This is a genomic window from Rhodococcus aetherivorans (assembly GCF_025722975.1).
Taxonomy (GTDB): domain Bacteria; phylum Actinomycetota; class Actinomycetes; order Mycobacteriales; family Mycobacteriaceae; genus Rhodococcus; species Rhodococcus aetherivorans.
Window position 1 is genome coordinate 177843 of sequence record NZ_CP106984.1, and the last position, 14363, is coordinate 192205.

At 62.9% G+C, this 14363-nt stretch carries 10 protein-coding genes; 7 read left to right on the top strand and 3 right to left on the bottom strand.

The window, feature by feature from the left end:
- Positions 1 to 265: 265 nt before the first annotated feature.
- Positions 266 to 1360, top strand: a complete 1095-nt coding sequence (locus OCS65_RS29265) for a hypothetical protein (RefSeq protein ID WP_263510541.1) — start codon at positions 266 to 268, stop codon at positions 1358 to 1360.
- A 262-nt stretch (positions 1361 to 1622) separates the two neighbouring features.
- Here the strand turns inward: OCS65_RS29265 and OCS65_RS29270 are convergent, their stop codons facing one another.
- A complete protein-coding gene (locus OCS65_RS29270; RefSeq protein WP_263510542.1) occupies positions 1623 to 2642 on the bottom strand; it encodes a nucleoside hydrolase in 1020 nt (339 codons plus the stop codon).
- 302 nt (positions 2643 to 2944) lie between these two features.
- A complete protein-coding gene (locus OCS65_RS29275) occupies positions 2945 to 3913 on the bottom strand; it encodes a LysR family transcriptional regulator (protein ID WP_263510543.1) in 969 nt (322 codons plus the stop codon).
- Between the two features lie 217 nt (positions 3914 to 4130).
- Here OCS65_RS29275 and OCS65_RS29280 point away from each other — a divergent pair, with 217 nt between their 5' ends.
- From OCS65_RS29280 to OCS65_RS29290, 3 genes are all read left to right on the top strand, one after another.
- On the top strand, positions 4131 to 4538 hold the full coding sequence (locus OCS65_RS29280) for a hypothetical protein (RefSeq protein ID WP_088898932.1): 408 nt from the start codon (positions 4131 to 4133) through the stop codon (positions 4536 to 4538).
- 34 nt (positions 4539 to 4572) lie between these two features.
- A complete protein-coding gene (locus OCS65_RS29285; RefSeq protein ID WP_085470984.1) occupies positions 4573 to 5442 on the top strand; it encodes an alpha/beta fold hydrolase in 870 nt (289 codons plus the stop codon).
- 135 nt (positions 5443 to 5577) lie between these two features.
- Positions 5578 to 7023 carry an NAD-dependent succinate-semialdehyde dehydrogenase gene (locus OCS65_RS29290; protein ID WP_263510544.1) on the top strand — a complete coding sequence of 482 codons (1446 nt, stop codon included), beginning with the start codon at positions 5578 to 5580 and terminating at the stop codon, positions 7021 to 7023.
- Between the two features lie 110 nt (positions 7024 to 7133).
- Here the strand turns inward: OCS65_RS29290 and OCS65_RS29295 are convergent, their stop codons facing one another.
- A complete protein-coding gene (locus OCS65_RS29295; RefSeq protein WP_263510545.1) occupies positions 7134 to 8066 on the bottom strand; it encodes an MHYT domain-containing protein in 933 nt (310 codons plus the stop codon).
- 1179 nt (positions 8067 to 9245) lie between these two features.
- Here OCS65_RS29295 and OCS65_RS29300 point away from each other — a divergent pair.
- From OCS65_RS29300 to OCS65_RS29310, 3 genes are all read left to right on the top strand, one after another.
- Positions 9246 to 10889 (top strand): flavin-containing monooxygenase, encoded by a 1644-nt coding sequence (locus OCS65_RS29300; protein ID WP_263510546.1) that lies wholly within the window; start codon positions 9246 to 9248, stop codon positions 10887 to 10889.
- Positions 10890 to 11009: 120 nt separating this feature from the next.
- Positions 11010 to 12071 carry an alpha/beta fold hydrolase gene (locus tag OCS65_RS29305; RefSeq protein WP_263510547.1) on the top strand — a complete coding sequence of 354 codons (1062 nt, stop codon included), beginning with the start codon at positions 11010 to 11012 and terminating at the stop codon, positions 12069 to 12071.
- A gap of 438 nt (positions 12072 to 12509) precedes the next feature.
- Positions 12510 to 14264 (top strand): sigma-54-dependent Fis family transcriptional regulator, encoded by a 1755-nt coding sequence (locus OCS65_RS29310; RefSeq protein WP_263510548.1) that lies wholly within the window; start codon positions 12510 to 12512, stop codon positions 14262 to 14264.
- Positions 14265 to 14363 lie beyond the last annotated feature (99 nt).

Genomic DNA, 14363 nt, shown 5'->3' on the forward strand with positions numbered 1-14363 from the left:
CCGCTTGCGGGTCGGTCCGGGTAGCCGTCTCTGTCGGTGTTCGGTGAGCGCTGCCGTAATGCGTCTCCACGGCATGGGCCGTCCTTCGGTTCGCTTTTCGTCAGGTCGACGAACCGAAGGGCGGCCCGTGCCCAGGGTTGTTGATGGAGATCGCGAATCGCGGAAGCTCGCGAGTTCGTCGGGTGACAGCCGACGTCGCGCTGCACGGCAATGTGTGTGCGACTGCATGGAGTTTGCAGGGGTACCGAGCGGGTACGCGAAGACGGTGTCGGCGAACGAGCATCTGCAAGGATCGCGTTCCGGTGCCGGCGGTGAGCAGGTCTCGGTGTTGTTGATCGCCGATCCGGGCGAGCCGGCGGCACTGGCCGAACGCATTGCGGAGTACCTGCCGGAACGCCTGCGCAGCTCTGCTCGGGTCGAGCGCCGGTGGACGATGTGTGTGCGCAACGAACCGTATCTTCCCGACGAGCAAGCGGAGTTCGCGGAGGTCATCGACACGGTCGATCCGTCTTCCGAACACGAAGACATCGTCGTCTACCTCACCGATCTGCCGCGCCGCGATAACACCTTGCCTGTGGTGGCCGACGTCAGCGCCGACCACAAATTCGCGCTCGTCTCGGTCGCGGGAGTGGGTGGTTTCGACATCGAGCGTCGCGTTCGCACGGTCACCGAACTTGCGATCACCTACATACTCGGTGAGCCGGAACTCCCGCCCGGGGCCGCGCGGCAGTTTCCGTCTACGCAGATCGAGGACGGCATCCGGTATTTTGCGCCTTCGGGACTGCGGCGACTGCGGTTGTTGTCGGGGATGGTGCGTGCCAACCGGCCGTGGCGGCTGGTGACCGGACTGTCGAAGGTTCTCGTGGGCGCGTTCGCCACGGGGGCGATCGCCTTGGCCACCAATACGATCTGGTTGTTCGCCGACACGATGGGACCGTGGCGTATGAGTGCGGTGACGGTCCTGTCGATCATGGCGATGATTCTCTGGCTGATCCTCGACCATGAACTGTGGGAGCGTCCGAAATCGCCGGAGGAGCGTGACCGTTCGGTGCTGTACAACACCGCGACCGTGGTGACCTTGACCGTCGGTGTCGTCGTGCTGCACGTGGCTCTGTTTTGTCTGCTGTTGGCTACTGCGAGTTTGACTCTTCCCCCGGAACTGTTGTCCCGTGTTCTCGGGCACGGGGTGAGCTTCTCCGACTATCTGACGCTCACCTGGTTGCTGACGTCCATTGCGACCATCGGCGGGGCGCTCGGGTCGGGGCTCGAGGACGACGCCGCCGTCCGAGAGGCGGCATACGGGGTCCGGCAACGGCAACGCATGGAGAAGATGAGCGAGGCGTCGAACGAGACGGGGTAGGTGTCCTCGGGGCATCCGGTGGCGGGAACATCAAAGACGGATCAATCGAGATGATTGTGGTCAGGTTTCGCACCTTGACCGGGGTTCGGTGAGACGGGGCCATTGTGACAAGAACGCAGTCTCGACGTCGTAGGTGAGAGCCGGCCTGTGGTGGGGTGATCGGTGACCGAGTTGTCGTGATTCGTCTGAACCAGCCAATGCTTTCGTCGGTTTTCGGGTGGTGTCCGTGCAATGGGGGCCTTGTCGGTGACCTGGTCGGCGCTCATTGTGGGCAACTGGGCAAAGAGATGATCTGTGCGTCAGGCTCCCGAAGTGTCTGGGCATTCGGGAGCAGGGCGCTCATGAGAAGGGGGCCGAAATCGGCAGTCGCGGACAAGGCGATGCGGTGCCGCGATGCCGACGTGTCCGGTGATGCGTCCTCGTCGAAGGTCACGAGCGTGCGGCCACGATGCTCTCCGTCGGTTTCTACCGAAATCGTGCACGAGGGGGACTCGTTCAAGCTGACCGAACCGAGGGCAATCGCTGCGGCAAGGGGGTCGTGCAACAGGCATTTGGAGTGGTCGAACTCCGGGTGTCGGTCGAGATAGTAGGCGAGCATCGTTGCAGCGAGTTGGACTGCCGGATCGGTGGATGCGGTCTGCAGCAGGTCCACGTCGGTTCGGGAAAGACTGTGATTGTTCGTGATGTCGAGCGGTACCAGCGTGAGATTCCGCCAGGGGGCAGAGAACACTTGCGATGCGGCCACGGGGTCGGCGAAGATGTTGGCCTCGGCGTGGGGGGAGACATTGCCGGGAACGAGGTGAGCGCCGCCCATGATGGTGATGGCACCGGCAGTTTCTGGGAGGGTTTCGTCGATCGCCAGTGCGACCGCGATGTTCGTCAGTGGGCCGAGAGCGATGATGTGAAGGCGGGACCCGATCTCGTGAGCCGTTGCGACCAGCCGTTCTGCGGCGGCCATATGGTCCGTGGGCGTTTGGGACGGAGGTAAGTCCAGGCCGGCGAACCCGTTGGGTCCGTGGATCCATTGAGCACCTCCCCAAAATTCCCCGGTCATCGGTTCCTGTCTTCCTACTGCGACCGGGATATCGGGGCGGCCGGTCAGCGCGAGCCAGCGACGCGCGTTCTCTGCGGCCTGGTCCACAGCGACATTGCCGGCAACTGCTCCGATGCCACGCAGATCGGCGTGGCATTTGATGAGGTATATCAACGCCAGTGCATCATCGATTCCCGGATCACAATCGACGTAGAAGACGGGGTCCCCACTGATTGAATTTTCTCCCATAGAAACGATTCTATCTTGAAAGCTGTTGTCGTTCTCTGTGACACGGTGACCCTCGGGCCGGGTCGGGTCGTCGAGGACGATGCCGTCCCAAAGGCGGTACGGGGTCCCGCGGCGGCAACGCATGAAAGAACGAGACGAGCCAGGTGTCGAAGGACGCGGGCTCGTTGCCCTCGGCGCCTCCGGCGCAGGAGCATCGAAGGGGAAGACCGGTGAGATAGCGGGGTCAGGTCTCGCACGCTGAGCAATGAGTTCGGTAAGCAGGCACCAGTGATCGGAATGCCGATTCGAGGGGCCAGGAGAAGTCAGCCTGTCGTGCGGTGGGCACCTTCGGTGATCGAGTTGTGAGGCCGGGTGGACCATGCTCCGGGCACGGTGTGGAGCGAGGCCACAGCGCGTGCTGTGTCGATGAAATCCTGTACGGGTTTGGACGCGACATCCGTGCGCCAGGCGATGGACAGCGCCGTGGGCGGGATGTCGGTCACCGGCACGAATGCCAGGCTCGGTCTGCTGTAGAAGCGTTGCGTCGAGGCTTGTGAGAATGCCACGCCGCGCTCGGCAAGGATCGCTTCGAAGCATTCGTCGACGGTGGCGACGTCTGCGCCGACCCGCACCGGTTCGCCTTGGCGCGATTCTGTGGCCAGCCAGTAGTTTCGCCAGTTCTCGGGGGCTTTACGTGCGACGAAGAACTCGTTGGTGACCTGTTCGACGCTCACCTCGGGCAACTGGGCGAGCGGATGATTCGCAGACACGACCATCACGCGGGGTTCGACGAACAGGGTTTCCATGCCCAGCCAGTCCTGCATCAACAGTGGGGGCCGGACGAAGGCGACATCGGAGGATCCGTCGGCCAACCCGACATACGGGTCGGAGAAGTCGTAGGAATGCATCTGCACCTGGATGCCCGGATGCAGCGACTGGAACGTACTGAGAATGTGCGGTGTCAGCTCTGCAGCTGCGTTGCCTTGGAAGCCGATGACCAGCTTGCGGGTACTGACGCCGTGGGCGGCCTCGCGGGTGAGGTTGACTGCACGTTCGGCGTTCGCCAGCAACCGGCGGCTTTCGTCGAGCAGGATCTGGCCGGCAGGGGTCAGTTCGACATGCCTGCTGCTGCGCAGCAGCAGCACTGCGCCGAGGTTCTGCTCGAGTTTGCGGATCTGCACGCTCAGTGAGGGCTGAGCGATGTGCAGACGGGCGGCTGCGCGCCCGAAGTGCAGCTCTTCGGCAACTGCCACGAAATAGGACAGAAGTCGCAGGTCGAGCTGGGGTTGCATATTTCCGAAGATAGACAATGCCGCCGGAGGAGACCAGTAGTCATTGCCTATCGATCCGGGCCGGATAGGTATTGGACGCACCCAGCGGACACGAGGTGTGATGGCTGTCATGGCCGGCACGGCATCCGGGAGGCCAGCACTTTCCGGATTCGGGCCGGCATACCGGAGCGAGTGCTCGCACTCGGCCTCGCTGTCTCCCTCATCGAAGGAATCCCACATGACCGTCACTACGCGTGCCCTCGACACGGCCGACTGGGCTGCCTCGTTCACCGAGGCGAACAACACCGACCCCGAGATCCAGGCACACGGCAAGTACTTCACCTGCTCGTACCTGCTCGACATGACCGACCACACGTTCGTCATCCAGATGAGCCGCGGCAACGTGGTGGACATCGCGATCGACCCCGGTCCGCTGGATGTGCCGTACCAGTTCGCGCTGCGTGCCAGCGCGGACACCTGGCGTAACTTCGGCGTCCCGGTTCCCGCCCCGATGTACCACGGCATCTGGGCCGCGAGCTTCCAGCGCGACATGAAGCTCGAAGGCGACATCCTGGTGCTGATGCAGAACCTGCGGTGCATCACCCGCCAGATCGAACTCCTGCGCACCGTCGGCGTCCCGGTCTGATCCTCCCACCCCCTTTGAGCCGTAAGGAACACTGATGAGCAAGATTTCCCCGGTCACCGGCCACTACGTCGACGTCGACGTCGACGGACTGCTGTACAAGGTCTTCTACCTCGAGAACGGCACCGGCCAGCCGCTGGTGTGCCAACACACCGCCGGCTGCCACAACCACCAATGGCGCGGTCTGCTCGAAGACGAGGAGATCACCGCCAACTACCGTGTCATCGCCTACGACCTGCCGCGGCACGGCAAGTCGGATCCGCCGGAGAACACCGAATGGTGGACCGAGGAATACCAGCTTTCCGCGGACCACTTCGCCAATTTCATCGTGGCGCTGTGCGACGCGCTCGAACTCGAGAACCCGATCTTCATGGGCTCCTCGTTCGGTGGGAACATCGCCCTGCAGCTTGCGCTTCGGCACCCTGACCGCTTCGCCGGCGTCATCCCTGTCGAGGGTGCGGACTATTCGCCCGGCTTCTACCTCGACTGGTGGCAGCACCCCCACGCCAACGCGGCACAGGTCTGCGCGAGCGGCGTGTGGGACCTGATGGCACCTCAGTCGCCCGAGGCGGACCGCTGGAAGACCTGGTTCTACTACAGCCAGGGTTCCGAGTCCTTCCGCGGTGACCTGCACTTCTACTCGGTCGATCACGACCTGCGCGGAAAGCTCGCGGACATCGACGGTGACCGGTGCCCGGTTGTGATGCTGACCGGTGACTACGACTACCTCACCACCCCCGAGGACAGCGCCCGGACCGCGGCGCAGATCCCGAACGCCGAGTTCATCGAGATGAAGGAGATCGGCCACTTCCCGATGAGCGAAAACCACACGGTCTTCCGTGGATACCTCATCCGGGCACTCGAAATCCTCCAGGACAAGGCACGCAAGTCCGTCACCACCAGCTAGTACCCGCTCGCCCGCTCGGGTGTGGCCACCGAACGCGGGTGGCCACACCCGAGCGACCTGCATCGGCCTCGGCTCCCGCTTCGGATGCCGACTGGCCGGGCGTGACGATGAACCTTCACACACTCGGCAGGAGCTATGACCCACACTCTCCCCGCGGGCGTCCCCACCCAACTCTGGATCGGTGGAAAACTCGTCGATTCGTCTACCGGCACCACTTTCCCCGTAGAGGACCCCGCGACCGGTGCCGTGATTGCGCATGTCGCCGACGCCGCGCCCGAGGACGGACGCCGAGCTCTCGAACACGCCACTACCGTGCAAGGGGACTGGGCGCGGACCCCCTCGCGTCGACGTGGCGAAATACTGCGCACCGCATTCGAACTCATCCACCAGCGGGCAGACGACCTCGCGCGCACCATCACTCTCGAGATGGGTAAACCGCTCCACGAGGCGTATGCGGAGATCGAATACGGCGCATCATTCCTGCACTGGTTTGCCGAGGAAGCGAACCGAATCAGCGGGCGAGTCTCGCCGTCCCCGTCGGGAACCGGCACCATCGTCGTCACCAGAGAACCGGTCGGGCCGGTACTGGCCATCACCCCCTGGAACTTTCCGCTGGCCATGGCCACGCGCAAGATCGGTCCAGCACTGGCGGCCGGATGTTCGATCATCGTCAAACCAGCGGCCGAAACGCCCTTGACGATGCTGCTGGTCGGTCAGATTTTCGCCGATGCGGGTCTGCCCGAGGGTGTGCTGTCGATTCTGCCGACCTCCGATGCTGCAGCGCTGACCGCACCACTGATCGACAGCGCTGAGCTGCGCAAGATCACGTTCACCGGATCCACCGGTGTCGGCAAGCTGCTGGTTCGCCAATCAGCGGATCGGCTCCTGCGAATGTCGATGGAACTCGGAGGCAATGCCCCCTTCCTCGTGTTCGACGACGCTGATGTCGATGCAGCGGTCGACGGCGCGATGGCAGCAAAATTCCGCAACGGCGGCCAAGCATGTACAGCAGCCAACCGATTCCACGTCGCACGTAGCGTCGCAGAAGAGTTCAGCGAGAAGTTCACCGCACGCATCGGTGCCTTGCGCACCGGACACGGTCTCGAAGCAGGAACCGACATCGGACCGCTGATCACCGCGAAGCAGTGCGCCACCGTCGATGCTCTGGTCGAAGACGCCGTCGCGAAGGGTGCACGTATCCGCATCGGCGGTGGCCGTCCTGACGGGCCGGGAACGTTCTATTCCCCGACCGTTCTCGACGGTGTGAGTCCCGACGCGCGTCTGCTGCGTGAGGAGATTTTCGGCCCGGTAGCCGCGATCACCACCTTCGATACGGAGGACGAAGCGATCGCGGCGGCGAACAACACCGAATACGGCCTCGCTGCGTACTTCTACACCCAGAATCTCGACCGAGCGTCCCGAGTCGCCAACGCACTCGAGACCGGCATGGTCGGAATCAACCGAGGCATCATCGCCGACGCGGCCGCACCCTTCGGAGGGGTGAAGGAGTCCGGCTTCGGCCGCGAAGGATCGGTCGAAGGTATCGACGAGTATCTCGCCACCAAGTACATCGCACACTGATCACCAGTGGCAGCATCCAGACCGGCGAATGCCCCTGCCCTCAACAAACACTCGTGCGCCGGGGCTGGTGAAGGACCCGCCGAACGGTGGGTCCTTCACCAGAGAGGTGGTTACCGCACTCGTTCGTGTGGCACTACCTGCACATCACCCTTGCGAAGGGGATCGGCAGGTCGACGCGGAACGTCCCGACGAGTGTCGAGTTCAGCTGTGGCCTCCTGCCCCCGGTCACCGGGGTAGGGGACAGCATCATTGATCTCCGCGCTCCACGTGGCGATCGCTTCGTCGACCTCGGTGTCGGCACTCTGGCGAGCGAGCACCAATGCGACGAGCGGCGCGGCCAGTATGATCGTGCCGAAAATGTATGCCGGAAGCATCAAATCGAGGAGCGTCGCGCCCTCCGGCATGGTGGCCGTCGGGTCCAAGGACGCGTGAACTCCAGCCATGCCCGTGTAGTGCAATGCCGCCACTGCACAACCCATCACCAGCGCGCCGAGCAGACGCGTGGCTCGGATGAATGCCGTTCGTACCAACCACAACGCGGCGATGGACGCCCCGATCCCGATAGCCACCGAGGCGGCGGTGAGTACCGGGTCGTGGGACAGTTCGCCGCGAATGCGGATAGCGGCCATGCCGCAGTAGTGCATCAGGCTCACCGCGACGCCCATCACGGCGCCGCCGATCAGTAACGCCGACCTGTCCAGGATCGGACGCCCGGCCAAAGCCCGTAGATCGACCAGCCACAGCCCGAACAGGGTCGCGCCGATAGCGATGACCGCCGAGAGGATCGTCAGCATCGGGTCGTAGCGGATGATGGTGCCGGGCACCGCGAAGCCCATCATGGCGATGAAGTGGGTCATCCAGATCCCGACACCGCCGATGGACAGGGCTGCCATCACCAACCAGCGCCAGCGCGTCGGACCGAGTGGGGTGGTAGCGGCTCGGCGAGCGCAGGACAGGCCGACGAAGGACCCGGCGATCGAGGTGCCGTAGGCGAGAAAGAGCACCCACAGTCCCAGATCGAAATGGTGCATTTCGTGTGACATCAGTGTTCCTTACCAAGGCACGCTCAAGCACCTGCGCCGGCGGTCGCGTGCCGAACCGTCCGGGCAGGACTGCGATCTCGGCCCCCGAGCAGCGACAGCAGCGTACCTAACGCGACTTATGTTTCAAACCAGACCAACGCAACGGGGCGACCCGGACAGCCTCGCCTCCTCGGTCGCGGCGGTTCCTTCGCTGAATGGTTGCCGACTCGACGTGGTGCACCGTGAAGGGCTGTATGCCCGATCTCCCTCAGGCAGTCAAAGGTCGAGTTCGTCGGCTGCACGATGTATGGACGAGTCTGCGTCCATGTACGGATTAAGGCTGAGGCCTTAGCAAAAACGATTGGCCTCTCCTTCGGCGGACGCCGGCCGTGGCGGTGGCGGACGCCACGCTGTCCGTCGGTATCGGATTCCCGCTCGTTTCCTTCCGTCACCGCGTTGAGTTCGATCGCGACCGGTGGCGCGGCCGGTCGCCTGACCGCCGACGGGGCAGTCGACGACTCCGACCCCCTGCGCCGAAGTGTCGTGCCCCGTCGGCTCTCCTCGTCAGCAGAAGATCGCCGGCGAGAAGATCAGGCGGTGCTCGTGCAGATTATTCGTTTTCTGCAAGATCATGCGTATTTTGAACAGGCCCGGTCGGTCTGGTGTCCATGTTTCGGCGAATGTCCCCTTCGTTCGGGTCGTCGGGAAGCTGTGATTCGTCCCGTCTTCGTGGCGGATCCCGGCCGCAAGGGATCAGTCGATGGCAATTCGAATTGCAGCTACCGGAACACGGTTCGGATTCTGTGGCATCCAACGGTCGCGGTTGGAAGGCCGGAATGTGTCGGATCGCCGACTGTGTGCTCATATCGATGCGGCAGCGACCCGAATCGAGATCGCGATCGCGGCGGTGTCGAGCATGCGGCAAGATGGGTCCGGAACTGGACTGGTGGTAGGAATCATTGCGCGACATTATATTTCGGATGTACTACAGGACTCTGTGCCGAAGGTTGCCCACCGCGTCGTCGAAAACATCCCCGAGTTGTAGATCGGTTCTGCTGGGGTGCTGGCGGTGCGAGAGGCGCCGGACTCGGTGATATCCGTGTCTGCGAAGCCGGAAAGTGTCCGAAGATGGGACAGCTGAGTGAGGCGCACATCACCATGATGACTTCCACGTGACCTGCACTACAGAAAGGCTAGGACATGTCGCTTCACTCTTCCTCTGCGGTCGGACTTGCTGATACCGAGGTGTCACTCGAGCTGGATGCGTTGATCATCGGTGCGGGAGTCGCCGGCCTGTATCAGCTGCATCAGCTTCGCGAGCTGGGGCTGCGGGTGCGCGCCTTCGATACCGCCTCCGACGTCGGCGGCACCTGGTACTGGAATCGCTATCCGGGTGCCCGATTCGATTCGGAGGCCTACATCTACCAGTACCTGTTCTCCGATGAGCTGTACAAGAACTGGAGCTGGAGTCAGCGTTTCCCCGGCCAACCCGAAATCGAGCAGTGGTTGCATTATGTGACCGACAGTCTCGACCTGCGTCGCGACATCCAATTCTCGACGACGATCACCAGCGCGCACTACGTCGAGGACTCGAAGCGATGGATCGTACGCACCGATCGCGGGGACACGATTGCCACCCAGTTCCTGATCACCTGCGCCGGCATGCTGTCGGCACCGATGTCGTCAGTGTTCGAGGGCCAGGAAAGCTTCGCCGGCCCGATCTTCCACACCTCTCGATGGCCGAAGGAAGGTGCCGATGTCGCGGGCAAGAGGGTCGCAGTGATCGGTGTCGGCGCCACCGGGATCCAGGTCATCCAGACCATCGCCGACAAAGTCGAACATCTGAAGGTGTTCATCCGTACACCGCAGTACGCCCTGCCGATGAAGAATCCGTCCTACGACGACCGGGATGTTGCCGCGTACAAGGAGCGCTTCGAGGAACTTCGCGCGACGTTGCCGCATACGTTCAGTGGCTTCGAGTACGACTTCGAGCATGCATGGGTCGACCTGACTCCCGAGCAACGGCGGGAAAGGCTCGAAGAGATCTATGACAACGGTTCACTCAAGCTCTGGCTCGCTTCTTTCGCGGAGGTGTTCTCCGATGACGAGGTCAGTGAGCAGGTGTCCGAGTTCGTGCGAGAGAAGATGCGTGCGCGACTGAAGGATCCGAAGCTGTGTGAACTGTTGATTCCGACCGACTACGGCTTCGGTACACACCGGGTACCGCTGGAAACCAACTATCTCGAGGTCTACCACCGTCCGAATGTCGAAGCAGTGGGGGTGCGCACCAATCCGATCAGCCGAATCGTCCCGGAAGGGATCCTGTTGGAGGACGGCACGCTGCACGAAGTCGACGTCATCATTCTGGCCACGGGATTCGATGCGGGATCCGGCGCGCTGACACGAATCGATTTCCGTGGACGTGAGGACCGATCGCTCGCGAGCGACTGGGCGCGTGACATCCGCACGGCGATGGGCCTGATGGTGCACGGCTATCCCAACATGCTGACCACCGGCGCCCCGCTCGCCCCCTCCGCGGCACTGTGCAACATGACCACCTGTCTGCAGCAACAGACGGAATGGATCACCGAATGCATCCGGCACATGCGTGAGCACGGGTACACCGTCATCGAACCGACCGTCGAGGGTGAGGACGAATGGGTCGCCCACCACGACGAAACCGCGAATGCCACACTGATCTCGAAGACCAATTCCTGGTACAACGGCGCGAACGTTCCCGGAAAACCTCGCCGCGTGCTGTCCTACACCGGTGGGGTCGGCACCTACCGAGAACTCACTCTTGCGGCCGCCGCGGCCGGCTACAAGGGATTCCAGCTGAGCTGACCTTCTCGGATATCCGACCCCTGCGGTCGACCACTGCTCGTCTCACGGCGGCGTAGGCACATATCCATTGGGTGAGCATGCGCTGCTACCGCTTTCTCATAGCTCAGGAGGACGATCTCGATGATCGACAACCCGTACTACACGCACGACTTCCACGGTGATTACGACCTGATCGGCATCGGAGCCCTCGACCTCGAGGAGGGTGGCTCGATCCCGGACTGCCGGCTCGCGGTGGCGACCTTCGGAACGCTGAACGAAGCCAAGGACAACGCAATCCTCATCCCCACCTGGTACTCGGGGACCCACCAGATCTGGCGCGACGCATACATCGGTCCTGACCATGCTCTCGACCCGAACAAGTATTTCATCGTCTGCGTGGATCAGATCGGCAACGGTCTGTCGACGTCTCCCCACAACGCCACCGGCGTCAACGCAGAGATCGCCATGTCGAAGTTCCCTCGTGTTCGGATCGGGGACAATGTCGTGGCCCAGGAGCGGCTGCTCCGGGAGCATTTCGGTATCGAACGCCTCGCGTTGGTGACGGGAGGCTCCATGGGAGCTCAGCAGACCTACGAATGGGCGGTGAGGTTCCCCGACAAGGTTCTGCGCGCCGCACCGATTGCCGGTACGGCACGCAACACTCCCGGTGATTTCCTGATCGCGGAGATCATGCGCGAAGCGATCCTGTCGGATCCGGGCTGGAACGGCGGCGAATACACTTCCCATACGCAGGTCGTCGACGGCCTCACCAGGCAGGCCCACATTTGGGGAGTGCTCGGATTCTCGACCGAGTTCTGGAAGCAAGAAGTATGGCGATCAATGGAGTTCGAATCCCTGGACGCGTTCCTGACCGGATTCCTCGAACCCTACTTCACGGCGATGGATCCCAACGCACTCCTCACTCAATCCTGGGCCTGGCAACGCGGCGACGTCTCTCGGCACACCGGGGGAGACCTGGCCGCTGCACTCGGACGGATCACCGCCAAGACCTTCGTGATTCCCATCGACGAAGACCAGCTGTTCCCGGTCCGCGACTGTGCTGCCGAGCAGGAACTGATCAAGGGCAGTGAACTGCGCGTGGTCGAAGATGTGCTCGGGCATCTGGGCCTGTTCGCTGTCGCACCGACCTACATGCCGCAGATCGACCGCCACCTTGCAGACCTTCTCGCGATCGAGGTCTGAAGCGGTGCCGCCACGACAACGGTCCACGTGGGCGGGACGGTAGTGAGTGTGCCCGCCGGCGGTCGTGGCGGCAGAGAACATCGAGATTTTCGCGCGGTTGCCGGCGATGTCGACCTCTATGCGTAGGGCGGGGCAGGTGATGGAACGGGCTCGGCTTCCCCTGGGGGTGAAGCCGAGCCCGGTGATCCGGTCGCCGCCGACGACCTGACGTCAGTCTCCTGATGGTGGTGTGCACCCCGGATCCCGGCAGTCGGTGGTCCTCGGAGTAGGCGCGGTGCGGACCGCGAGTGCCGACCTCCGGCCGGCGGGGTGGTCGTACCCGCCCCCCGCTACTGCCGTTGGAGACGGCAGGTTGATGTCCTATTCTGGGACATCCATAGAATGTGATGTGCGGCACATTGAGGGGGATGGCAGTACTGCGACCTGCAAGGAAATGTGATGGACAGTGACAACCGCCGACGCCGCGTGACCACCGCCCGGCACCTCCATGACCTCGCCGGTTCCCCCTCCGAGGACGTCTCGCCCCTCATCGCACAGTCATGGCGACGCTCACGTCAGGCGGGTGTCATCCCGGACGGCTCGCACCTTCCACAGCTGCAGTACGTCGAAGACCTCGATCTTCGCCGACGACTGGTGCGATGCGCCCTGCCGATCCTCGATCGGCTCCATGACGACCTGTCCGATATGTCCCTCAGTGTCGCGTTGAGTGACGAGCATGCGCGTGTGCTGGTCCGGCGGGACAATGATCCCGTCCTCGCCGCGAAGCTGGACAAGGTGTACTTCGCTCCCGGGTTCACCTACGCCGAAGAGCTCGTCGGTACCAATGGAGTGGGCACAGCCCTCGAGACCGGGATGGCCGTCTACGTCGACGGCGCTCAGCACTATCACGAATCGATCCAGTACTTCACCTGTGCCGGCGCGCCCATTCACAACCCCACCACCGGCCGTGTCGAAGGACTGATCGACATCACAGGCTTGACCCACACATCGAACCCGTTGATGCGCCAGCTCGCCCTTGGAGCGGCTCGTGATATCGAGTCGGCTCTTCGCGCCACGGGATCGATCAAGCAACAGCTCGTGCTCGGCGAGTTCCTCGTCGCCTGTCGGCGCCGGCAGACGGCGGTGTACTCACTCAGTTGCGGTGTTTTCATGTCGAACGAGATCGGCTCGCGCCTTCTCGACCCGATCGACGAGGCTTTTCTCCGCGAGGAAGCACAGTCGATGCTCGATCCGTCACGAGTTGCCCAGTTCGACCTGCGCCTTCCGTCCGGAGGTAGCATCACCGTCAAGCGCACCCTCGTCGAACATGGCGGCGACATCGCCGGCATCCTCCTCGAAGTCGAGGCGACATCGCGTCCCACGAAGACCATGCAACCCCCGCACACGGTTCCCGTGTTTCCGGGGGTGGCGGGGTCTTCGCTCCAATGGAACCGGTGTCGAGGGGAGTTGACGTCCCTCGCCGCGACAGATGCCAACGTGATCCTCAAAGGTGAAACCGGAAGCGGCAAACTCACTCTCGTTCGGGGCATGCACCTGTACAAGAATCCGCAAGCCCCGATTGTCGTCGTGGATTGCTCTGCTGGAAAGTCCGCTCACGAGGAATTGCGAACTGCGCTCGACTCCGCGGCGACCACGATCGTCCTTCGTCATATCGACCAACTCGACGCGAGCACCGATGAGCTCTTCGCCGTCCTCATGTCCGCCGACCAACACCGATACCCGGCTCGGTGGATCGTCGCGACCACATCCACTGATGGGGACGCACTTCAGAATTCTGCTCTCGCCGAGCATTTCATCGCCACCGTCGAGGTCCCCGCATTGCGTCATCACCCCGATGACATCCCGGACATCATCCGAATGCACCCTGCACCTCACCGCGAAACCGCTTTGAGCGACGACACGATGCGAACCCTGAAGAAGTACCACTGGCCCGGCAACGTCCGTGAACTGGTCGACACTCTCAAGCACGTACTTCGCGCCAAGCCCGCGGGAACGATCGCAGTAGCTGATCTGCCTTCAGCGCTCAGCTCCGCACCTCGCCGGACGATGACGGCAATGGAAAGAGTCGAGCGCGATGCCATAGTGGCTGCGCTACGGGACAGCGGTGGCAATCGCGTCGCCGCCGCGAAGTTACTGGGGATCGCGCGGTCATCTCTCTACCGCAAGATCGACACGTTCGGCATCCACGTGTGATCCGCGTAAGAGGGCGGTGATCCGAGAGTCGTCCTATGGCCTTGCGTCCGGTAGCGGTGACTGTCGGAAGGTGCAGTTGATTTCATGCCGGAGAGCAGG